The sequence below is a fragment of the Streptomyces sp. NBC_00247 genome (assembly GCF_036188265.1).
Classification (GTDB): domain Bacteria; phylum Actinomycetota; class Actinomycetes; order Streptomycetales; family Streptomycetaceae; genus Streptomyces.
Genome location: NZ_CP108093.1, coordinates 5,956,302 through 5,977,529, shown reverse-complemented (window position 1 = coordinate 5,977,529; position 21,228 = coordinate 5,956,302). Strand labels below are relative to the sequence as shown.

Here is a 21,228-nt window from a genome sequence, read left to right as displayed (position 1 = left end):
AGGGATGCGACGGCTGTCGGCTTTGCGCACTTCCGGCAGAAGGCGCACCCGGCCAGCGTAGCCCGCTACCGGTGACCCCTGTGCGGGCGTCCCACCGACCGGACTGCATGCTGTGGCGGAAAAGGTGCGGCGGGGAGACGGCCTGACACCGCACCTCACCCCGCGCGGAGGTCGGCATCGGCCGATAGTGTTCAGCATTGTCGAACCGAGTGGACGAGTGGAGGAGTACGGCGCGATGGCCAAGAACATCCAGTCGCTGGAGCGGGCGGCGGCGATGCTGCGTCTGCTGGCGGGCGGCGAGCGCCGGCTCGGCCTCTCCGACATCGCCTCGTCCGTGGGGCTCGCCAAGGGGACGGCGCACGGCATCCTGCGCACGCTCCAGCTGGAGGGCTTCGTCGAGCAGGACCCGGCGTCCGGCCGCTACCAACTGGGCGCGGAGCTGCTGCGCCTGGGCAACAGCTATCTGGACGTGCACGAGCTGCGCGCCCGTGCCCTCGTCTGGACCGACGACCTCGCCCGGTCGAGCGGCGAGAGCGTCCACCTCGGGGTGCTGCACCAGCACGGGGTCCTGATCGTGCACCACGTGTTCCGGCCGGACGACAGCCGCCAGGTGCTGGAGGTCGGCGCCATGCAGCCGCTGCACTCCACCGCGCTGGGCAAGGTGCTGGCCGCGTTCGACCCGATGGCGCACAGCGAGGCGCTGGAGGGCGAGCGGCGCTCCTTCACCGCGCGCACGGTCACCGCGCAGGACGCGTTCGAGGAGACGCTCTCGCTGACCAGGGCGCGCGGCTGGGCCGACGACACCGAGGAGACCTGGGAGGGGGTGGCGGCCGTCGCGGCCCCCATCCACGACGGCCGCCGGATGCCGGTCGGCGCGGTCGCGGTGACGGGCGCGGTGGAGCGGCTGCGCCCGGAGGGCGAGCTGCGGCCCGAGCTGATCGCGGCGGTACGCGACTGCGCCCGGGCGGTCTCCCGCGACCTGGGGGCCGGCCGCTTCTGACCCCGCGCGGCCACCTCCGCAACTTTCGAGCCGCTCCGAGCCCGCCCGTGTCGCCCGACCGGGCGGGCTTCCGCGTCCCCGGCGCTCCGGCCCGCCCTCCCCGGCCACGGGGCGCCGGTACGCGGGCACGCGCGCCGGCCGGTCCGTGCCGGAGCGCGACACCGCCCCGAGTCGTATGCCACACCCCCTTGACGCCCGCCCCGACCGGGCGAAACACTGCCGTTCACCGGTCGGCATTGCCGAACGCTCGGCGGCCATAGGCGTTAGGGTGTGGCAATGCCGAGGGCCGGTCAAGCCCTTGCAGGTGACGCGTTCCCCGAGAAAGGGGCGTCATCTGGGGCGTGTACCCCCGGAGGGACCCGGCGGTGCGCATTCCCCTGGACGAAGGACAAAGGAGTCGCGGTGTCCAGCTCCGACATCTTCATCGGCGAGACCATCGGTACCGCCGTACTCATCCTGCTGGGCGGTGGAGTCTGTGCCGCCGTCACGCTCAAACGCTCCAAGGCGAAGGACGCGGGCTGGGTCGCCATCGCCTTCGGCTGGGGTTTCGCGGTGCTCACCGGCGCGTACCTGGCGGGCGGTGTGTCCGGGGCCCATCTGAACCCGGCCGTCACCATCGGTCTCGCGATCCAGGGCGGTACGCCGTGGAGCCAGGTGCCCCTCTACCTCGGATCGCAGCTGCTCGGTGCCGCCGTCGGAGCGGTACTGGTGTGGGCCGTGTACTACGGACAGTTCCACGCCCACCTGACCGACCCGGAGATCACCGGCACCCCGAACCCCGCCGAAGGCATGGTCGACCAGACCTCCGCGCCCGCCGCGGGACCGGTGCTGGGGGTCTTCTGCACCAGCCCCGAGATCCGTAACGCCGTGCAGAACGTGGTCACCGAGGTGATCGCCACCCTCGTGCTGGTCCTGGCGATCCTGACCCAGGGCCTCAACGACGACGGCAACGGGCTCGGCACGCTGGGCGCGCTCGTCACCGCCCTGGTCGTCGTCGGCATCGGGCTCTCGCTCGGCGGCCCGACGGGGTACGCGATCAACCCGGTCCGCGACCTCGGCCCGCGTATCGTGCACGCCATTCTGCCGCTGCCGAACAAGGGCGGCTCGGACTGGGGCTACGCCTGGGTACCCGTCGTGGGACCGCTCGTGGGCGGCGCCCTCGCCGGTCTCCTCTACAACGTCGCCTTCGCCTGATGGGCGGGACCAGGACCCCAGGCGCCCGGCAGACGCCTCCACACACCACCACAGACCCGGGGAGCACATCGTGAACGACGCACACACCGCCGGCCCGTTCATCGCGGCCATCGACCAGGGCACCACCTCCACCCGCTGCATCGTCTTCGACAAGGACGGCCGGATCGTCTCGGTCGAGCAGAAGGAGCACGAGCAGATCTTCCCCAAGCCCGGCTGGGTCGAGCACGACGCCGCCGAGATCTGGGAGAACGTGCGGGAGGTGGTGGCCGGAGCGGTCGTCAAGGCGGGTGTCACGGCCGACGACGTGAAAGCCATCGGCATCACCAACCAGCGCGAGACCACGCTGATGTGGGACCGGCACACCGGTGAGCCCGTCCACAACGCCCTCGTCTGGCAGGACACCCGTACCGACGCGCTCTGCAAGGAACTCGGCCGCAACGTCGGACAGGACCGCTTCCGGCGCGAGACGGGTCTGCCGCTCGCCTCCTACTTCGCCGGCCCCAAGATCCGCTGGCTGCTCGACAACGTCGAGGGTCTGCGCGAGCGCGCCGAGCGCGGGGACATCCTCTTCGGCACGATGGACTCCTGGGTCATCTGGAACCTCACCGGCGGCACCGACGGCGGCGTCCACGTCACCGACGTCACCAACGCCTCGCGCACCCTGCTGATGAACCTGCACGACCTGAAGTGGAACGAGCGCATCCTGCGGTCCATGGACATCCCGGCCGCCGTGCTGCCGGAGATCCGCTCCTCCTCCGAGGTCTACGGCCTCGCCGCCGAGGGGGTGCTCGCCGGGGTCCCGGTGGCCTCCGCGCTGGGCGACCAGCAGGCGGCCCTGTTCGGCCAGACCTGCTTCGCGGAGGGCGAGGCCAAGTCCACGTACGGCACCGGCACCTTCATGCTCATCAACACCGGCTCCACCCCGGTCAACTCCTACAACGGGCTGCTGACCACCGTGGGCTACCGGATCGGCGACCAGCCGGCCGTGTACGCGCTGGAGGGGTCCATCGCGGTCACCGGTTCGCTGGTGCAGTGGATGCGCGACCAGATGGGGCTCATCAACTCGGCCGCCGAGATCGAGACCCTGGCCTCCTCGGTGGACGACAACGGCGGCGCGTACTTCGTCCCCGCCTTCTCCGGCCTGTTCGCCCCGTACTGGCGGCCCGACGCCCGCGGCATCATCGCCGGGCTCACGCGGTACGTCACCAAGGCGCACATCGCCCGGGCCGTGCTCGAAGCGACGGCCTGGCAGACCCGCGAGATCAGCGACGCCATGACGAAGGACTCGGGCGTCGAGCTGACCGCGCTCAAGGTCGACGGCGGGATGACCTCCAACAACCTGCTGATGCAGATGCTCTCGGACTGTCTGGACGCACCCGTGGTGCGCCCGATGGTCGCCGAGACCACCTGTCTGGGCGCCGCCTACGCCGCCGGCCTCGCCGTCGGCTTCTGGCCGGACACCGACGCGCTGCGCGCCAACTGGCGCCGGGCCGCCGAGTGGACCCCCCGCATGGACGCGGCCACCCGTGACCGCGAGTACAAGAGCTGGCTCAAGGCGGTGCAGCGCTCCATGGGCTGGCTCGACGACACCACCGAGGAGTAAGCAGACATGACCATCCCGCAGAGCGTCCCCGCCCCCGGGACGCGCCCGGCCGCCGGCCCCCACCCGGGCCGCGCCGAAACCAGGGAGCGGCTCTCCCGCACGACGTACGACCTCCTGGTGATCGGCGGTGGCATCCTGGGCATCTCCACCGCCTGGCATGCCGCGCAGTCCGGGCTGCGGGTGGCCCTGGTCGACGCCGGCGACTTCGCCGGCGCCACCTCCTCCGCTTCCTCGAAGCTCCTCCACGGGGGGCTGCGCTACCTCCAGACCGGTGCGGTGAAGCTGGTGGCGGAGAACCACTTCGAGCGGCGGGCCGTCTCCCGACAGGTCGCCCCGCACCTCGCCAACCCGCTCACCTTCTACCTGCCGGTCTACAAGGGCGGCCCGCACGGGGCCGCCAAGCTCGGCGCGGGCGTCTTCGCCTACTCGGCGCTGTCCGCGTTCGGCGATGGCGTCGGCCATGTGATCAGCCCGCAGCGGGCCCGCCGGGACGTGCCCGAACTGCGTACGGACGGGCTGAAGGCGGTCGCGGTCTACGGCGACGACCAGATGAACGACGCGCGGATGGCCCTGATGACCGTGCGCGCGGCGGTCGCGGCCGGCGTCGACGTGCTCAACCACGCGGCGGTGACCGGGCTCCGGTTCACCCGGGGCCGGGTCACCGGCGCGGAGCTGGCCGACCGGGTGAGCGGTACGGAGTTCGGGGTGGACGCCCGCCTGGTGCTGAACGCCACCGGCCCGTGGGTGGACCGGCTGCGGCGGATGGAGGACCCGGGCGCCGCCCCCTCCGTACGCCTGTCGAAGGGCGCGCACCTGGTGCTGCGGCGCACCGCCCCCTGGCGGGCGGCGCTGGCGACGCCGATCGACACGTACCGGATCACCTTCGCCCTGCCCTGGGAGGACATGCTGCTGCTGGGCACCACGGACGAGGTGTACGAGGGCGAGCCCGAGGACCTGACGGTGACGGAGAAGGACACCGCGCAGATCCTGGACGAGGCGGCCTTCTCCGTCCGGGACCAGCAGCTCTCGCGCGACCTGATCACGTACTCCTTCGCGGGGCTGCGGGTGCTTCCGGGCGGTCCGGGCGACACTTCGAAGGCCAAGCGCGAGACGGTCGTGACGGAGGGGCGCGGCGGGATGCTGTCGGTTGCGGGCGGCAAGTGGACGACGTTCCGTCACATCGGCCGTGCCGTGGTGAACAAGCTGGCCGCGCTCCCGGGCCGGCCGCTGACCGATGCCATGGAGCCGATGGACCGTCTGCCGAAGCGGCTGGCGCTGCCCGGGATCGCCAGTCCCGGAGCGGTGACGCACCGGCTGCTGGCGGACGGCGCCGGATCGGGGCCGGAACTCGCGGCGGACACCGCCCGGCACCTGGCCACCCACTACGGTTCGCTCGCCTTCGAGATCACCCGGCTCGCGGAGGAAGACCCGGCCCTCGCCCGCCGCGTCCACCCCGACGCTCCGGAGATATGGGCGCAGGTGGTGTACGCGCGGGACCACGAGTGGGCCGAGACCGCCGACGACGTGCTGCGCAGGCGGACGACGCTGACGATCCGCGGGCTCGCCACCGACGAGGTGCGGGCCGGTGTCGAGTCGGTGCTGGCGGAGCGCCGCTGAGGGAGGGACGGCGGGGCCGGGGAGGGGTGACCACGCCCCGGCCCCGCCACGCTGCCGCCACACCGCCGCAACGGAAGGCGAGAACAGTGGAGGGCATGAAATTCTCCGTGCTCTCCCTGATCGGGCATGCCCCGCACCCGCTGACCGGCGAACTCCTCTCCCCCGCCGACCGCTTCGCCGAAGTGATCGCGGCCGCCTCGGACGCCGAGCGGCTCGGCTTCGACGCTTACGCCGTCGGTGAACGGCACGCCGGTGCCTTCCTCTCGTCGAGCCCCACCGTGGTGCTGGGTGCGGTGGCCGCGCGGACGACCTCCATCCGGTTGCTCACGGGCGTCACGGTGGTCGCGATCCTCGACCCGGTCCGGGTCGCCGAGGACTACGCCACGCTCGACCAGATAGCGCGGGGGCGGCTCGAACTGGTCGTCGGGAAGGGCGCCGAGGCCGGCCACTTCGCGCTCTTCGGGCTCGACGAGGACCGGCAGTGGGACCTCCAGGAAGAGAAGTACGAGCTGCTGCGCCGGCTGTGGACCGAGGAGGGGGTGGACTGGGAGGGGGAGTTCCGCCCGCCGCTGAAGAACACCACCACCGTGCCTCGTCCGTACGACGGCGCTCCGCGCGTCTGGCACGGCTCGGCGACCAGCCTGCACTCCACCGAACTGGCCGCCAAGCACGGCGATCCCCTCTTCACGGCCAACGCCATCCAGCCGAAGGCGGCGTACGCGCGGCTGATCGCGCACTACCGCGAGCGGTTCGAGGCGTACGGGCACGATCCGGCGGACGCCCGGGTGGCGGCCGGATCCGGGGGGCTGCTGATCGCGGACGGTTCGCAGCAGGCGGTGGAGCGGTACAAGGAGCTGTACGAAGCCCGGGTACGGCAGTCCTTCAAGCCGCACCTGGAGGGGAAGGCCGGGTACAACACTCCGTTCCGGACGATCGAGGACGCCATCGCGGGCGGCCCGCAGCTGATCGGCAGTCCTCAGCAGATCATCGACAAGATCCTCGGCTATTACGAGGAATACCACCACGACCTCCAGTCGATCACCGTGGACGGCTTCGGTCTGAGCCGTCCCGAGCAGGTGGAGACCCTGCAGCGGTTCGCGGAGGAGATCGCTCCGGTGGTCCGCCGGGAGGCCCCGACGGATCTGTGGGAGTGATCCCGGCTCAGCGCGGCGGAGGCGGGCGGGGCGGACCCGCATAATGGGATGAGACATCCGATGTCTGATTCCCCTGCGCACTCTGGAGGACCGTCATGGCTGTCACCGACGAGGCGATCGAAAAGATCAAGGGCATGATCGTCTCGGGTGCGCTCCGCCCCGGCGACCGGCTGCCGAAGGAGAGCGAACTCGCCGCGGACCTCGGGCTGTCCCGCAACTCCCTGCGCGAGGCGGTGCGGGCCCTGTCCCTGATCCGCATCCTCGACGTACGGCAGGGCGACGGCACCTACGTCACCAGCCTGGACCCCCAACTCCTGCTGGAGGCACTGAGTTTCGTGGTGGACTTCCACCGCGACGACACGGTGCTGGAGTTTCTCGCGGTCCGCCGCATCCTGGAGCCGGCGGCGACCGCGATGGCCGCCTCCCGGATCGGGGACGCCGAACTGGACGCGCTCGCCGCGCAGCTCGACGCGCTGGGCAGCGCCCCCTCGGTGGAGGAACTGGTCGCCGCCGACCTGGACTTCCACCGGGGCATCGTCCAGGCCTCGGGCAATACCGTGCTCTGCTCACTGCTGGACGGCCTGTCGGGGCCGACCACCCGCGCGCGGGTCTGGCGGGGCCTGACCCAGGAGGACGCGCTCAGCCGCACCCTCCAGGAGCACCGCGCGATCCTGGCCGCCTTGCGCGACCGGGACCCGGAGGCGGCGCGGGCCTGGGCGACGGTGCATGTGGCGAGCGTGGAGCAGTGGCTGCGTTCGACCCTCTGAGACGCGCGCCCCTCCGTCCGACTGACACGCACGCACGCACACCCTCCCGACACGCGGTCGGCCTCCCCGGAACGCGAGCGGCCCCTCCGGGAAGGCGCTCGGCCTTCCCGGAGGGGCGGGACGCCGGCCTCCGGTCCGTCGACGGTGACGGGTCCGGCGGCCGGCGGGTACTCAGTCCGACGCGGGGCGCAGCCGGAGGCCCTGCATCCCGCCGTCGACGGCGAGGGCGGTGCCGGTGACGGAGGCGGCGGCGGGGCTCGCCAGGTAGACGATCGCGGCGGCCACCTCGTCGGCCGAGACCAGCCGGCCGAGCGGCTGACGGGCGCTGAGCGCGGCCCGTTCGGCCTCGGGGTCCCCGGCCTGGCCGAGCAGCCGTCCGATCCACGGGGTGTCCGCGGTACCGGGGTTGACGCAGTTGACGCGGACCCCTTCACGGACGTGGTCGGCGGCCATGGCGAGGGTGAGGGAGAGGACCGCGCCCTTGCTCGCGCTGTAGAGGGCCCGCTGCGGCAGTCCGGCGGTGGCCGCGATGGAGCAGGTCTGGGTGATGGAGACCGCGCCGGGCCGCTCCAGGGCCGCGGCCCGCAGGTGCGGCAGGGCGTGCCGGGCGGTACGGACCATGCCGAGGACGTTGATGTCCAGCACCCGGGCCCACTCGTCGTCGGCGTTCTCCTCGACGGTGCCGATGGAGCCGATGCCCGCGTTGGAGACGAGGGTGTGCAACCCGCCGAATTCGGCGGCGGCACGGTCGACGGCCGCGCGGACCTGCGCGTCGTCGGTCACGTCCGCCTGCACGGCGAACGTCCCCCCGGGGGCGCCGGCGGTGTCCCGGTCGAGCACCGCGACCCGGGCGCCGCGTTCCAGCAGCAGCGTGGCGACGGCGGCGCCGATGCCGGACGCGCCTCCGGTCACCAGGGCGGACAGCCCGTCGAAATCCTTCGTACCGGTCATCGGTCGGCCTCCTGGAGGGCGGGGAGGGCCGCCCAGACGGGTCCCTCCGGGTAGCGGTGTGCGGCGATCGACGCGGGCAGCATCCGGGCCGAGAACCCGGGTCCGCGAGGGGTGACGTACCGTCCGCCGGTCACGACGGCGGGCTCGGTGAAGTGCTCGTGCAGGTGGTCGACGTACTCGATGACCCGGTCCTCCCACGTGCCGGAGACGGCGACGAAGTCGAACATGGAGAGGTGCTGGACCAGTTCGCAGAGCCCGACCCCGCCGGCGTGCGGACAGACGGGCACCTGGAACTTCGCCGCGAGCAGCAGGATCGCGAGGTTCTCGTTGACCCCGGCGACCCGGGCCGCGTCGATCTGCACGAAGTCCACGGCCCCGGCCTGGAGCAGCTGCTTGAACACGACCCGGTTCGCGCCGTGTTCGCCGGTGGCGACCTTGACCGGCTGGCCGGCCCGGATGGCGGCGTGCGCGAGGATGTCGTCGGGGCTGGTGGGCTCCTCGATCCAGTGCGGGTCCCAGGGGGCGAGGGCGCTCATCCACTCCACCGCCTCGGCCACGTCCCAGCGCTGGTTGGCGTCCACGGCGATCCGGACGTCGGGGCCGACCGCCTCACGGGCGATCCTCAGGCGGCGCACGTCGTCGTCGCGGTCGCCGCCGACCTTCAGCTTGATCTGGGTGAAGCCGTCGGCGACGGCCTCCTTCGCGAGGCGGACGAGCTTGTCGTCGTCGTACCCGAGCCAGCCGGGCGAGGTGGTGTAGGCGGGGTACCCCTGGGCCAGCAGCCGCTCGGTCCGCTCGGCGCGGCCCGGCTCGGCGGCGCGCAGGATGGCCAGCGCGTCCTCGGGGGTGAGGGCGTCGGTCAGGTAGCGGAAGTCCACCAGGGAGACGAGCTCCTCGGGGGTCATCGTCGCGAGGAACTGCCAGACGGGAAGTCCGGCCGCCTTCGCCGCGAGGTCCCAGGCGGCGTTGACGACGGCCCCGGCCGCCATGTGGGCGACCCCCTTCTCCGGGCCGAGCCAGCGCAGTTGCGAGTCGTGCGTCAGCTCGCGGTACAGGTCTCCGAGGTCCGCCGCGGTGCGCGGGAGGGGCCGGCCGAGCAGATACGGCTTCAGGGCCTCGATGGCGACGGCCATGACGTCGTTGCCCCGGCCGATGGTGAAGCAGAACCCGTGTCCTTCGAGGAGACCGCCGTCCGGTCCGCCCGGGGCGTCGGTGCGGAGCACCACGTAGGCGGCGGAGTAGTCGGGGTCGGGGTTCATCGCGTCCGAGCCGTCCAGCTCCAGGGACGTCGGGAAGCGGATGTCGTGGACCTCGACGTCCGTGACGGTCTGACTCATGCGCGGCCCCCCAGGGGAATAACATCGGATCTCTACAGCGAACATCCGATGTATAGCGTCATACAAGCCCCTTCGTCCAGCGCGGGGAGAAATTCGAGGGCGCACAGCTCGGATGAATCCGGAGTCAGATGCCCCGATTCGACCGGTGCCGCACATCGGCGGACGAGGTTCACCCGCCCGTGCAAAGGGGCTTCGGATGGGAATGCTCCAACCCGTAAGGTTGGTGCGTACGCATACGCGAGGGAACTTCGGAAGGAGGCCTGGGTGATCGAGCTCGAGGGTGTACCCGAGCTGATCGACCCGGTCATGGTGGCCGCGTTCGAGGGCTGGAACGACGCCGGTGACGCCGCCTCCACCGCGGTCGGACATCTGGACCGGGAATGGAAGGGCGAGGTCTTCGCGGCGCTGGACGCCGAGGACTACTACGACTTCCAGGTCAACCGCCCCACCGTGTGGCTGGACGGCGGTGTCCGCAAGGTCACGTGGCCGACGACACGTCTCTCGGTGGTCCGCATCGGTGGTGACAAGCCCCGTGATCTGGTGCTGGTCCGCGGCATCGAACCGTCCATGCGCTGGCGCTCGTTCTGCAACGAGCTGCTGGGCTTCGCCCACGAGCTGGGTGTCGAGATGGTGGTCATCCTCGGCGCACTGCTCGGCGACACCCCGCACACCCGGCCGGTGCCGGTCAGCGGGGTCACCTCCGATCCGGACCTGGCCGCGACCATGGACCTGGAGGAGACCCGGTACGAGGGCCCGACCGGCATCGTCGGCATCCTCCAGGAGGCGTGCACCCACGCGGGCGTTCCGGCGGTGAGCCTGTGGGCCGCCGTTCCGCACTACGTCTCGCAGCCGCCCAACCCGAAGGCGACGCTGGCCCTGCTGAACCGGCTGGAGGACCTGCTCGGACTCCGCATCCCGCTCGGCGAGCTGCCCGAGGACGCGCGCGCTTGGCAGATCGGGGTGGACCAGCTGGCCGCCGAGGACAGCGAGGTCGCCGAGTACGTCCAGACGCTGGAGGAGGCGCGGGACACCGCCGAGCTGCCCGAGGCTTCCGGAGAGGCCATCGCGCGCGAGTTCGAGCGCTATCTGCGGCGGCGCGACCCCGGCCCGGGGCCGGGCCAGGCGCCCGGCGGGCACGCCACGGAGAGCGGGGACGTGCCGTATCTGCGGGACCCGGCGAGCGGCCGCACCCGTCCGCCCAAGCCCCAGCGCCCCGCGGACCCCCCTCCGGCCGGCGGCCGGCCCGAGGGCAGGAAGCCGTCGGACGACGACGGTCCGGACCCGGGCACGGACTCCGGTACCGGCTCTCCCGACGGGGACAAGCCGGACGACTGACGCCCGGCCTGCGGACCCGCACACGACGGCCCCGGTCCCCCCTGGAAGGGGGGACCGGGGCCGTCGTGTGCGGATGCGAGCGGGTACTACAGGGCGACGCCCAGAAGGGCGTCGACGGTACGGGAGACGAGACCGGGTGCGCCCTCGTCCGTGCCGCCCTCGGACCGCTGGCACTCGGCCCAGCGGTCCACGGCGGCCAGCGCGGTCGCGGCGTCCAGGTCGTCGGCGAGGGCCTCGCGGACCTCTTCGACCAGGGCGTCGGCCGACGGGCCGTCCGGACGGGAGACCGCGGCGCGCCACCGTCCGAGCCGGGCGACGGCGTCGGCGAGGACCTGGTCGGTCCACTCCCAGTCGCTCCGGTAGTGGTGCGAGAGCAGGGCGAGGCGGATCGCCGCCGGGTCCACGCCCTCGCGGCGCAGCGTGGAGACGAAGACGAGGTTGCCCCGCGACTTCGACATCTTCTCGCCGTCCAGGCCGACCATGCCGGCGTGGACGTACGCCCGGGCGAAGGGGTGCTCGCCGGTCAGGGCCTGCGCGTGCGAGGCCCCCATCTCGTGGTGCGGGAAGGCGAGGTCGGAGCCGCCGCCCTGCACGTCGAAGCCCATGCCGAGGTGGTCCAGGGCGATGGCGACGCACTCGATGTGCCAGCCGGGCCGTCCGGCTCCGAGGCTGCCGCCGTCCCAGCTGGGCTCGCCCTCGCGGGCCGCCATCCACAGCATCGGGTCGAGGGGGTTCTTCTTGCCGACGCGCTCGGGGTCGCCACCGCGCTCGGCGGAGAGCAGCCGCATGGCCTCGGCGTCGAGACCGGAGACCTCGCCGAAGTGCGGGTCGGCCTCGACGGAGAAGTAGACGTCGCCCTCCAGCTCGTACGCCGCACCCGCGTCACGCAGGCGCTCGACGAGGGGCACGATGCCCGGTATGGCTTCGACCGCACCGATGTAGTGCTTCGGCGGAAGCATCCGCAGCGCGGTCATGTCCTCGCGGAACAGAGCGGTCTCGCGCTCCGCGAGGGCGGTCCAGTCCTCTCCGTCGCGCACGGCCCGCTCCAGCAGGGGGTCGTCCACGTCGGTCACGTTCTGGACGTAGTGAACCTGCCGCTTGGTGTCGAGCCACACGCGCTGTACGAGATCGAACGCGTTGTAGGTCGCCGCATGACCCATGTGGGTCGCGTCGTACGGCGTGATGCCGCAGACGTAGATGCGGGCGACGGGACCGGGGTCAAGGGTGATCCGTCCGCCGGTCGCGGTGTCGTGGATCCGAAGGTCGCGGCCCTTGCCAGGCAGGGCGGGGACCTCAGAAGCGGGCCAGGCATGCATGTCATGAGCGTAACCGGACGGCGGTTCCGGATACGAACCGGATGGCGAATCGTGTCCGAAGACGCATTCTTGACGGAACCGGCCGGCCCCGCCAAGGGGTGTTCGGAAGAGGCCCGGTCGGGTCGGTCGGGCCCCTCTGCTGACGGGCGCCCGTCAGACCGGCGGCCAGGGGATGGCGGGCCACTGCCCGCTCGGCACCGGGTGCAGCCCCGTCGTCCGGAGCGCGGCCACCCGTTCCCGTACGGCGTCCAGCTCGGCCGGGGTGATGAGCCCGCCCAGCCTCACGGCCAGCCGCGCCTCGGGCGCCAGCTCCCCGGCGAGGCGGTCCAGCACCTCGACCGCCTCGGAGGTCAGCGGCTCGCCGGCCCAGCCCCAGAGCAGGGTGCGGAGCTTGTCGTCGCGGTGGAAGGTGACGCCGTGGTCGATGCCGTACAGCAGCCCGCCGGGTGCGGGGAGCAGGTGGCCGCCCTTGCGGTCGCTGTTGTTGATGACCGCGTCGAGCACCGCGAGCCGCCGCAGCCGGGCGTCGTCCGCGTGCACCAGCAGGGCGGTCTTCCCCTCGCCCACGTCGGCGAGGCCCACGGCCTTCCAGCCGTCCTCCGGCTCTTCCCCCTCGACGAGGGCGAGCATCGGGCCGGCGTCGGACCCGGCGTCGATCCACAGCTGGCACATGCCCTCGCCGTACGGGCCCTCGCGCAGCACGGTGGGCGGGACGAGCCCCCAGCCGGTGGTCTCCGAGACCTCCCAGGCGGCCACCTCGCGCTGGGCGAGGGTGCCGTCGGGGAAGTCCCACAGCGGCTGCTCCCCGGCGACGGGCTTGTACACGCAGGGGAGCTCCGCGCCGTCGAGCGCGACGGTGCAGCGCAGAACCGCGTTGGAGGCTCCGGGTACCCGGCCGAGGACGGTGAGCCGCCCCTTCGTGAGCAGGGTGACCACTTCGGCTGCGGTCGTCATGCCCCGCGCCGGTATCCGTTCTGACGCGGGCACACGTGTCCTTCCGGGTCGAGCGGCAGGCTGCACAGCGGGCACGGTGGGCGACCTGCGGAGACGACGTCGAGGGCGCGCTTGGCGAAGGCCCTGGCCTGGGCGCCGCTGAGGCGCACCCGGAGCATCGGAGGGCCGTTCTCCTCGTCCTGGAGAAGCCTTTCCTCGGCCGCCGCCAGGTCGTCCTCGGTCTCGACGTCGATCTCGACGAGAGCCTGCGCCTCGACGATCATGCACTGCTCGTCGCCGTCCCAGGCCAGTGCCATCGTGCCGACCCGGAACTCCTCCTCCACGGGGGTGTCGAGGGGCGCGCTGTCGGCGACGGTCGTGGGGGCGACGGCGGGGACCGGCGAGTTGCCGCCGGTGCGGCGGACGACCTCGTCGAGCAGTTCGTCGATCCGCTCCGCGAGTGCGGCGACCTGGGTCTTCTCCAGGGCCACGCTGGTGACCCGGCCGCCGGCGGACGCCTGGAGGAAGAACGTACGGCGTCCAGGCAGCCCGACCGTGCCGGCCACGAATCGTTCCGGCGGGTCGTAGAGGAACACCTGACGGGACACGTCAGTTCTCCCTTGGGGATCGACGGCGGACGGGGGGCTGACCCCCGCCGCTCGGGGACGGGTGCCGGGAAAACCCTCGAACGGGCTCCCTACGGCCCGTCCACCCTATCGCCAGGAGCGATCACGGCGCCCCAGCGCCGCCCCCCACCTGGGCGCGCGAGCCGTGGTCAGCTCCGTCCGCGGGGGTGGCGTCGGCGCCCAGCCCCTGCTCGCGCGGGGCGAGCCCCGCCAGGTCCCCGGTGTCGCCGAGGCGCAGCAGGAAGGGGCGCAGCCGGGTGTAGCGCACGGCGGTGACCGAGCAGGGGTCGACGTGAATGCGCTGGAAGAGGTCGAGGTGCATGCCGAGGGCGTCGGCGACGACGGCCTTGATGATGTCGCCGTGCGAGCACATCACGTAGACGGCGTCCTCGCCGTACTCGGCCTCGATGCGGGCGTTCCAGTCCCGGACGGCGTCGACCGCGCGGTTCTGCATCGCACGCATCGACTCGCCGCCCGGGAAGGCGGCGGCGGAGGGGTGCTGCTGCACGACGGACATCAGCGGCTCGTCGGACAGTTCGGCGAGCTTGCGCCCGGACCAGTCCCCGTAGTCGCACTCGGAGAGGCCGTCCTCGACGTGCAGGGGGAGGCCGGGACGCGCGTCCAGCAGCGGCCGCAGGGTTTCCCGGCAGCGCTGGAGGGGGCTGCTGACGGCGGCCACGAGCGGAATTCCGGCGAGGCGGCCGGGGAGCCCGGCGGCCTGTGCGGCGCCGCGCTCGTCCAGCGCGACACCGGCGGTACGGCCCGCGAGCACTCCGGAGGTGTTGGCGGTGGAGCGTCCGTGGCGTACGAGGATCAGGGTGGGCATACCGGCCAGCCTAACGACCCCCGGCGGGGGCCCGGGGGTGGGGCGAAGGTGTGCTTTCGGCCAGGGCAGGGAAGAATGCGCGCCGTGATTGTCGACTGTGCCATCTACCGGGACGGGCGCCGGACGGACGGCCCCGACGACTTCTCCGACGCGCTGGACGAGGCGCGGGCCTCGGGGGACGCCTTCCTCTGGATCGGGCTGCACGAGCCCACCGAGGAGGAGTTCTCGCTGGTGACCAAGGAGTTCGGGCTGCACCCGCTGGCCGTGGAGGACGCGCTCAAGGCGCACCAGCGGCCCAAGCTGGAGATCTACGACGACTCGCTGCTCATGGTGCTCAAGCCGATCGCGTACGAGCCGGACGGCGACACGGTCAGCGCGGACGAGCTGATGGTCTTCGTGGGCGACTCGTTCGTGGTGACGGTCCGCCATGGCGAGAGCGCCCCGCTGGCGGACGTACGGCGCCGGCTGGAGGCGCAGCCCGGGGTGCTGCGGCAGGGGCCGACCGCCGTGCTGTACGCCGTCAGCGACTCGGTCGTCGACCACTACATAGACGTGGCGGGCGAGCTGCAGATCGACCTGGAGGAGCTGGAGACCCAGGTGTTCGCGCCGAGCGGCAACGCCGAGTCCCAGCACACCGCGAGCCGCATCTACACCTTCAAGCGCCAGGTGATGGAGTTCCGCCGGGCCGCGGGGCCCCTGACGGTTCCGATGAACCGCCTTTCGGGTACCGGCGTGCCGTTCGTGCACGCGGAGTCGCAGCCCTTCTTCCGGGACGTCGGCGACCACCTCACCCGCGCCAACGAGCAGGTGGAAGGGCTGGACCGGCTGCTGTCCGACATCCTCTCGGCGCATCTGGCGCAGATGGGGGTCCGGCAGAACGACGACATGCGCAAGATCTCGGCGTGGGCGGCGATGGCCGCCGTGCCGACGATGGTCGCGGGCATCTACGGCATGAACTTCGACCACATGCCGGAACTCCACTGGGTGTGGTCCTATCCGGCGGTGGTCGTGCTGATGGCCGGGGTCGTCTTCGGCCTGTACCGGCAGTTCAAGCGGCGCGGCTGGCTCTGACCGCACCGGGCCGGCTCCGGCTCCGGCTCGCGTGGTCTGCCGGTCTGCCGGTCTGCCTGTTTGCCGGTCTGCCTGTCTGCCTGTCTGCCTGCCGGTCTCAGGCGAATTCGGCGCCCGCCACGGCCGGGGCGCCGAGGGCGTCGCGGCGCTCCGGCTCCGCCAGGCTGACCATCCGGCGCCAGCCGGCCAGCCGCTCGTACGCGTACATCGCGTGGATGCCCGCCGCCAGCGCCGCCGCCTTCGGCCGGGGCCAGCCGAGGATGCGGCCCATGTGGGCCATGACGGCGAGGCTGACGTCGCGGTAGACCCGGATCTCGGCGAGGGCGCACTCGCGCAGGATGCGACGGATCGCACGGCCGTGGCCGGCGCGGGCGAGGCGGAGCAGTTCCTCGTGGCAGTAGGCGAGGTGGTTGTCCTCGTCGCGCGAGATCATCCGCACGGCGCGGCCGATGACGGGGTCGTCGGCGAAGTACCTGACCAGCAGGCGCATCTGCTCGGAAGCCCGCTGCTCGGTGACCCTGCTGTGGGCCAGATAGGTGACGATGTCGCGCTCCGCGAGCGGTTCCTCGCCCCTGAGCCGTGCGTGGGCGAGGCCGATCCCGTGGCGCTCCAGCAACATCGTGTAGTCGGTGTCGGCCGGGACCTCGGCGGCGGGCAGCCCGCGTTTCTTCAGGAGCGCGTCGAAGATCCGGCCGTGCTTGTCCTCGTCTGCGCCGTGCCGGACGATTTTCGGGGCGAGGGCGCGCTGGCTCTCGGGCACGAGCGCGGCGATGCGGGCATTCTCCCAGCCGCCCTGGGACTCACCGCTGGCGGCGATGGAGCAGAAGAGCCGGAACGACTCGTCGTCGTCGAGGATCTCCTGGAAGAGACTCTTTGCCGAGAGCATGACTGCCACCTCCGTACCCGTCTCCGGACAGCCTTCAAAAATTCAACGGCTCCGCGGCGCTCCGGGCAACCGGAGCGGGCCGGGGCCCGCTCCGGCCGGTGACGTTACTCGGCGGCGCCGGAGCGCTCCAGGGCCTCCGTACCGGCGCGCAGGGCGGTGATCCGCTCCTCCAGCGTGAAGCCGGCGGGGGCGAGGGTGAGGGTGGTGACGCCGGCCTCGGCGTAGGCGCGCATCCCGTCGGCGATCCGGTCGACCGGGCCGAGCAGGGTGGTCTGGTCGATCAGCCGGTGCGGGACGGCGGCGGCAGCGCCGTTCTTGTCCCCGGCGAGGTACTTGTCCTGGATCTCGGCGGCTTCCTTCTCGTACCCCATGCGCCGGGCGAGCTGGTTGTAGAAGTTCTGCTTCCGGCTGCCCATGCCGCCGACGTAGAGCGCGGTGTACGGGCGGAACATGTCCGCCAGACCGTTCACGTCGTCGCCGACAGCCAGCGGGACGGTCGGGCAGACGTCGAAGCCCTCCAGGGGCAGCCCGGCCTTCTCGCGGCCCGCCCGCAGGTGCCGCAGCGCGGTCTCCTCCAGGTGCTCGGCGGACGGGAAGATCAGCAGGGCGCCGTCCGCGATCTCGCCGGTCTGCTCCAGGTTCTTGGGGCCGATGGCGGCGATGTAGAGCGGGATGTGCTCGCGCTGCGGGTGGACGGTCAGCTTGATCGGCTTGCCCGGACCGCCGGGCAGCGGGAGGGTCCAGTGCTGCCCCTCGTACGTGAGGCGCTCGCGGGCCATCGCCTTGCGGACGATGTCGACGTACTCGCGGGTGCGGGCCAGCGGCTTGTCGAACGTGACGCCGTACCAGCCTTCGGAGACCTGGGGCCCCGAGACGCCGAGGCCCAGGCGGAAGCGGCCACCCGAGAGGGAGTCGAGCGTGGCCGCCGTCATGGCGGTCATGGCGGGCTGACGGGCCGGGATCTGCATGATCGCGGAGCCCACGTCGATGGACTCGGTCTGCGCCGCGACCCAGGTGAGCACGGTCGGCGCGTCGGAACCGTACGCCTCCGCCGCCCAGCAGACGTCGTAGCCGAGTCGGTCCGCCTCCTGCGCGACGGCGAGGTTGTCGGCGTCCATGCCCGCACCCCAGTAACCGAGATTGATGCCGAGCCGCATATCCGCTCCCCTTACTGATCAGTAACGTCTCTGTTCGCCGGACTCTAGCGCGGTGCGCCGCCGTCCGGCAGGGGCAGGGCCGCGCCATGGTTGTCCACAGGCTTCCCCGCTCCGGGGGCCCGGACAGTAATCTCTGCGCCCATGGAGCAGAGGCATCTCGGCCGTACCGGCCTTCGTGTGTCCCGGATCGGGCTCGGCACGCTCACCTGGGGCCGGGACACGGACGAGCACGACGCCGCCGACCAGTTGAAGGCCTTCTGGGACGCGGGCGGCACTCTGGTCGACACCGCGGACGCCTACGGGGGCGGGGAAGCGGAGTACCTCCTCGGGCGGCTCCTGGGCGGGCTGGTGCCGCGGGAGGACCTCGTGGTGGCCACGAAGGCGGGCAGCGTGCGCGATCCGTACCGCAGGTTCAACGGCTCGCGCGGACATCTGCTCGCCGCGCTGGACGCGTCCCTGGAGCGGCTCGGCACGGACTACGTCGATCTGTGGCAGGTGCACGCCTTCGATCCGGTGACCCCGCTGGAGGAGACGCTCCAGGCCCTGGACCTGGCGGTTTCCTCCGGCCGGGTGCGGTACGCGGGAGTGTCCAACTTCTGCGGCTGGCAGCTGGCCAAGGCCGCGACCTGGCAGCTCGCGGCACCGGGTGCGCGGACCCGGCTGGCGAGCACGCAGATGGAGTACTCGCTGCTGCAGCGCGGTGTGGAGCGCGAGGTGCTGCCCGCCGCCCTCGACCTCGGCGTGGGGCTGCTGCCCTCGTCCCCGCTGGGGCGCGGGGTCCTGACGGGCAAGTACCGCACGGGCACCCCCTCGGGTTCTCGCGGGGCCTCGGAGCAGCTGGCGCCCTTCGTGGAGCCGTACCTCGACGACGCGGCGAGCCGCATCGTGGAGGCGGTCGCCACGGCGGCAGACGGGCTGGCCACCACCCCGCTCCAGGTCGCGCTCGCCTGGGTCCGCGACCGGCCCGGGGTGGCCGCCCCGGTCATCGGCGCGCGCAACGCGCAGCAGCTCACCGAGGCTTTGTCGGTGGAGACGCTTACGCTTCCTGACGAGATCTGCCAGGCGCTCGACGACGTGTCGGCGCCCGTGCACCGCTATCCGGACCAGGACTGGAGCACGCTGTGACTGCGCTTCCCCGGGGGGAAACCCCGGGCCACTCGGCCGACCCCGAGGACCGTTCCCAGGAGCCGTCGGACCTGCCCGAGGACCGCTCGGAGGACCGTCCGGAGAACGGCCCGGAGGACCGCTCCGAGGACCGCCCGGAGGACGGCCCGGGTCTGCCCGACGGCTCCACGGACCTGCCCGGCGGCGCCGCCGACGCTTCCGAGGGCGGTTCCGGAGGTGACGGGGCCGCGGGTGAGCCGTCGGGTGAGGCCGCCGACGCCCCGACGGTCTCCGAGGCACAGGCCGAGCTCGCGGCCCAGCGGGAGCTGCGCAAGCGCATCGAGCAGCGGAAGGCCGAGAAGGCCGGTCCGATCGCCGCCGGGACCGGGCTGAGCGGGACGGCCGCGCAGCTGCTGGCCGCCGTCCGCGCGGTGGAGAGCGGCGAGAAGACCGCCTCCGCGTTCTACGAGGCTCCCGCCGCCCCCGTGGCACGACCGGCCGCCCCCGCGGCGGACCCGCGCGCTCAGCTCCCTCGGCCCGTCGATACCTCCTCCGCGCCGCAGGAGGTGCCTGAGGAGGCCGTGGAGGCGGTACGCGCCGTGCTGGCCGGGGCGGGTGCCCCCGCGGCCCTGGCTCCCGGGGCCGCCCGCGCGCTGGGCGAGCAGGCGGCCGAGGTGCTGCGGCAGGACCCCTGGCAGCTGCTGGCCGTCCCCGGGGTGCGCCCCGAGCAGGCGGACGGGTTCGCCCGCGCCCTGCTGGGGCCGGAGTGCGGTCCCGACGACGGACGCCGCACCGCCGCGCTGGTGGGCTGGCTGCTGGAGCAGGCCGCCGTGCGCGGCCACACGGCCCTGGACGTCACCGCGGTACGGGCCGCGCTGTCCGGACACGGTGTGACGGACCCGGAGACGGCCGTGGACGACGCGGTGGCCGAGGGGGCCGCGCTGCTCTTCCAGGAGGGCGTGGACCCCGCCGGGGCCGAGGAGATCACCGAGTTCCCCGACGAGGAATCCGGCGACGACACCGCCGGCGAGAGCGCCGATGCCTCGGACGAGGAGGAGCCGGGCCCGGCCCTGCTCGGGCTCGACCGGTACGCCCTGGCCGAGGAGAGCCTCGCGGACGGGCTGGGCCGGCTGGCCAACGCCTGCGAGAAGGGCGCCGACTGGACGGACGCGGCCTCGGCCGCTCCCTCGCCCTCGGCCGCCGAACTGATCCGCGCGGTCGCCGGGGCGGGCCTGGTCGTCCACTCCGGAGGCGAGGCGGCCCGCGCCGAACCCGCCGCCCTGCTGGTGGCGGCCCGGGGGTTGGGCCTGCGCGCGCTGGGCGCCACGCACAGCGTGGACGGCCGCCGCCGACTGGCAGCCGAGGCGGGGGACACCGGCGCCGCCGTCACGCTCGCCGGGCTGCTCTCCGATGCCGAGGGGCCGGGCCGGGACGAGGAGGGCGCCCTCGCGCTCGACCTGCTGGTGGTCCTGGACGCCCCGCAGCTGGACGTGGAGACCGCCGCGGCGCTCGTGGAGTCCCTCGCGGACGGTACGCGGCTGGTGCTGAGCGGCGACCCCGGGGTACTCGGTTCGGCCGGTGCGGGCCGCGTCTTCGCGGACGTCCTCGCCGCCCGCGCCTGCCCGCAGGTGATCTCCCGCACACCCGATCCCGGGCCCATCGGCGAGCTGGTCTCCGGCATCGGCATCGGTGAGCTGAACCAGGTCGGGGCGCCGGGCAAGGAAGTGGTGATCGTGCCGGTGCGGGACGCGGGCGAGGCCGTGCACCGCACCGTGCAACTGGTCGCCGACTCCGTACCCCGCGCCTTCGGCATCGACGCGGCGGACACCCGGGTGATCACCGTGGGCCACGGCGGCTCGGCGGGCACCCGGGCGCTGAACGCGGCGCTCAAGGACCGCCTCAACCCCGGCCCCGGGCGCTTCGGCGGCTTCGACCCGGGCGACCGGGTGGTCCACGTTCCCGCGCCGGGCCGGACCGTACCCGGTGTCGTGGTGTCGGCCGACGCCGAAGGGCTGCGGCTGGACTGCGAGGGCACGCCGGTCGTCGTGCCGCAGGGCCGGGTGGCCTCGGCGGTCCGGCACGGCTGGGCTCTCAGCGCCCACCAGGCGGCGGGGACGCGCTGGCCGGCCGCGGTCGTCGTGCTCCCCGGCGACGCGGCGCGGGGGCTCAGCAGGCCGTGGGTGTACACCGCGTTCAGCCGGGGCGAGCGCCATCTGTCCGTCGTGCACGGCGTCGACCAGGCGCTGCCCAGGGCCGTGGCCGAGATCCCCGGACAGGAGCGCACCACCCGGCTGCGAGCCCTGCTGGAGGCCTTGCCGACGCCCGACGCGTCGTCCTAGGCCGGCGGCCGT

18 protein-coding genes are annotated in these 21,228 nt (G+C 72.9%); 10 read left to right on the top strand and 8 right to left on the bottom strand.

Features of this window, described 5'->3' with window-relative positions:
* The first annotated feature begins 235 nt into the window (after nucleotides 1-235).
* The 6 genes from OHT52_RS26020 to OHT52_RS25995 all read left to right on the top strand — a co-directional run bounded on the left by OHT52_RS26020 (nucleotide 236) and on the right by OHT52_RS25995 (nucleotide 7,335).
* Nucleotides 236-1,000 (top strand): IclR family transcriptional regulator, encoded by a 765-nt coding sequence (locus OHT52_RS26020; protein ID WP_328722609.1) that lies wholly within the window; start codon nucleotides 236-238, stop codon nucleotides 998-1,000.
* 402 nt (nucleotides 1,001-1,402) lie between these two features.
* The gene (locus OHT52_RS26015) at nucleotides 1,403-2,194 is read left to right on the top strand and encodes an MIP/aquaporin family protein (protein ID WP_328722608.1); all 792 of its coding nucleotides are present in this window, start codon (nucleotides 1,403-1,405) and stop codon (nucleotides 2,192-2,194) included.
* A 70-nt stretch (nucleotides 2,195-2,264) separates the two neighbouring features.
* Nucleotides 2,265-3,797: a glycerol kinase GlpK gene (gene glpK / locus OHT52_RS26010; protein ID WP_328722607.1), complete on the top strand. Its 1,533-nt coding sequence runs from the start codon at nucleotides 2,265-2,267 to the stop codon at nucleotides 3,795-3,797.
* A 6-nt stretch (nucleotides 3,798-3,803) separates the two neighbouring features.
* Entirely contained in the window at nucleotides 3,804-5,414 is a 1,611-nt protein-coding gene (locus tag OHT52_RS26005) for a glycerol-3-phosphate dehydrogenase/oxidase (RefSeq protein WP_328722606.1), read from the top strand.
* 95 nt (nucleotides 5,415-5,509) lie between these two features.
* Entirely contained in the window at nucleotides 5,510-6,568 is a 1,059-nt protein-coding gene (locus OHT52_RS26000; protein ID WP_328722605.1) for an LLM class flavin-dependent oxidoreductase, read from the top strand.
* A 95-nt stretch (nucleotides 6,569-6,663) separates the two neighbouring features.
* Nucleotides 6,664-7,335, top strand: a complete 672-nt coding sequence (locus tag OHT52_RS25995) for a FadR/GntR family transcriptional regulator (RefSeq protein WP_328722604.1) — start codon at nucleotides 6,664-6,666, stop codon at nucleotides 7,333-7,335.
* Between the two features lie 171 nt (nucleotides 7,336-7,506).
* Here OHT52_RS25995 and OHT52_RS25990 read toward each other — a convergent pair whose 3' ends face one another.
* Nucleotides 7,507-8,286 carry an SDR family NAD(P)-dependent oxidoreductase gene (locus OHT52_RS25990; protein WP_328722603.1) on the bottom strand — a complete coding sequence of 260 codons (780 nt, stop codon included), beginning with the start codon at nucleotides 8,284-8,286 and terminating at the stop codon, nucleotides 7,507-7,509.
* A complete protein-coding gene (locus OHT52_RS25985) occupies nucleotides 8,283-9,623 on the bottom strand; it encodes an enolase C-terminal domain-like protein (RefSeq protein ID WP_328722602.1) in 1,341 nt (446 codons plus the stop codon). The genes OHT52_RS25990 and OHT52_RS25985 overlap by 4 nt, the downstream gene beginning before the upstream one ends.
* 264 nt (nucleotides 9,624-9,887) lie before the next feature.
* Between OHT52_RS25985 and OHT52_RS25980 the strand changes: the two genes are divergently transcribed.
* Nucleotides 9,888-10,958 (top strand): PAC2 family protein, encoded by a 1,071-nt coding sequence (locus tag OHT52_RS25980; protein ID WP_328722601.1) that lies wholly within the window; start codon nucleotides 9,888-9,890, stop codon nucleotides 10,956-10,958.
* Nucleotides 10,959-11,044: 86 nt separating this feature from the next.
* Here the strand turns inward: OHT52_RS25980 and mshC are convergent, their stop codons facing one another.
* The 4 genes from mshC to OHT52_RS25960 form a co-directional block, all read right to left on the bottom strand.
* Nucleotides 11,045-12,274, bottom strand: coding sequence for a cysteine--1-D-myo-inosityl 2-amino-2-deoxy-alpha-D-glucopyranoside ligase (gene mshC, locus OHT52_RS25975; protein ID WP_328722600.1), 1,230 nt, complete (start codon nucleotides 12,272-12,274; stop codon nucleotides 11,045-11,047).
* 153 nt (nucleotides 12,275-12,427) lie between these two features.
* Nucleotides 12,428-13,261, bottom strand: coding sequence for an SCO1664 family protein (locus tag OHT52_RS25970; RefSeq protein WP_328722599.1), 834 nt, complete (start codon nucleotides 13,259-13,261; stop codon nucleotides 12,428-12,430).
* A complete protein-coding gene (locus OHT52_RS25965; protein WP_328722598.1) occupies nucleotides 13,225-13,815 on the bottom strand; it encodes a DUF3090 domain-containing protein in 591 nt (196 codons plus the stop codon). The genes OHT52_RS25970 and OHT52_RS25965 overlap by 37 nt, the downstream gene beginning before the upstream one ends.
* A gap of 121 nt (nucleotides 13,816-13,936) precedes the next feature.
* On the bottom strand, nucleotides 13,937-14,659 hold the full coding sequence (locus OHT52_RS25960; RefSeq protein ID WP_328722597.1) for a histidine phosphatase family protein: 723 nt from the start codon (nucleotides 14,657-14,659) through the stop codon (nucleotides 13,937-13,939).
* Nucleotides 14,660-14,734: 75 nt separating this feature from the next.
* Between OHT52_RS25960 and OHT52_RS25955 the strand changes: the two genes are divergently transcribed.
* A complete protein-coding gene (locus OHT52_RS25955) occupies nucleotides 14,735-15,730 on the top strand; it encodes a magnesium and cobalt transport protein CorA (RefSeq protein WP_328722596.1) in 996 nt (331 codons plus the stop codon).
* Between the two features lie 97 nt (nucleotides 15,731-15,827).
* Here the strand turns inward: OHT52_RS25955 and OHT52_RS25950 are convergent, their stop codons facing one another.
* Both OHT52_RS25950 and OHT52_RS25945 read right to left on the bottom strand, forming a co-directional pair.
* Complete coding sequence (locus tag OHT52_RS25950; protein WP_328722595.1) at nucleotides 15,828-16,616, bottom strand: ferritin-like domain-containing protein; 789 nt, start codon at nucleotides 16,614-16,616, stop codon at nucleotides 15,828-15,830.
* Between the two features lie 104 nt (nucleotides 16,617-16,720).
* A complete protein-coding gene (locus OHT52_RS25945) occupies nucleotides 16,721-17,773 on the bottom strand; it encodes an LLM class F420-dependent oxidoreductase (RefSeq protein ID WP_328722594.1) in 1,053 nt (350 codons plus the stop codon).
* Between the two features lie 141 nt (nucleotides 17,774-17,914).
* Between OHT52_RS25945 and OHT52_RS25940 the strand changes: the two genes are divergently transcribed.
* Both OHT52_RS25940 and OHT52_RS25935 read left to right on the top strand, forming a co-directional pair.
* The gene (locus tag OHT52_RS25940) at nucleotides 17,915-18,898 is read left to right on the top strand and encodes an aldo/keto reductase (protein ID WP_328722593.1); all 984 of its coding nucleotides are present in this window, start codon (nucleotides 17,915-17,917) and stop codon (nucleotides 18,896-18,898) included.
* Entirely contained in the window at nucleotides 18,895-21,216 is a 2,322-nt protein-coding gene (locus OHT52_RS25935) for an ATP-dependent RecD-like DNA helicase (protein WP_328722592.1), read from the top strand. The genes OHT52_RS25940 and OHT52_RS25935 overlap by 4 nt, the downstream gene beginning before the upstream one ends.
* Nucleotides 21,217-21,228: the final 12 nt, after the last annotated feature.

Bases quoted from the DNA above. Each gene is read 5' to 3' on its own strand.
- OHT52_RS26020 (WP_328722609.1), top strand. From the start codon at position 236: ATGGCCAAGAACATCCAGTCGCTGGAGCGGGCGGCGGCGATGCTGCGT.
- OHT52_RS26005 (WP_328722606.1), top strand. From the start codon at position 3,804: ATGACCATCCCGCAGAGCGTCCCCGCCCCCGGGACGCGCCCGGCCGCC.
- OHT52_RS26000 (WP_328722605.1), top strand. From the start codon at position 5,510: ATGAAATTCTCCGTGCTCTCCCTGATCGGGCATGCCCCGCACCCGCTG.
- OHT52_RS25995 (WP_328722604.1), top strand. From the start codon at position 6,664: ATGGCTGTCACCGACGAGGCGATCGAAAAGATCAAGGGCATGATCGTC.
- OHT52_RS25990 (WP_328722603.1), bottom strand. From the start codon at position 8,286: ATGACCGGTACGAAGGATTTCGACGGGCTGTCCGCCCTGGTGACCGGA.
- OHT52_RS25985 (WP_328722602.1), bottom strand. From the start codon at position 9,623: ATGAGTCAGACCGTCACGGACGTCGAGGTCCACGACATCCGCTTCCCG.
- mshC (WP_328722600.1), bottom strand. From the start codon at position 12,274: ATGCATGCCTGGCCCGCTTCTGAGGTCCCCGCCCTGCCTGGCAAGGGC.
- OHT52_RS25960 (WP_328722597.1), bottom strand. From the start codon at position 14,659: ATGCCCACCCTGATCCTCGTACGCCACGGACGCTCCACCGCCAACACC.
- OHT52_RS25955 (WP_328722596.1), top strand. From the start codon at position 14,735: ATGCGCGCCGTGATTGTCGACTGTGCCATCTACCGGGACGGGCGCCGG.
- OHT52_RS25950 (WP_328722595.1), bottom strand. From the start codon at position 16,616: ATGCTCTCGGCAAAGAGTCTCTTCCAGGAGATCCTCGACGACGACGAG.
- OHT52_RS25945 (WP_328722594.1), bottom strand. From the start codon at position 17,773: ATGCGGCTCGGCATCAATCTCGGTTACTGGGGTGCGGGCATGGACGCC.
- OHT52_RS25940 (WP_328722593.1), top strand. From the start codon at position 17,915: ATGGAGCAGAGGCATCTCGGCCGTACCGGCCTTCGTGTGTCCCGGATC.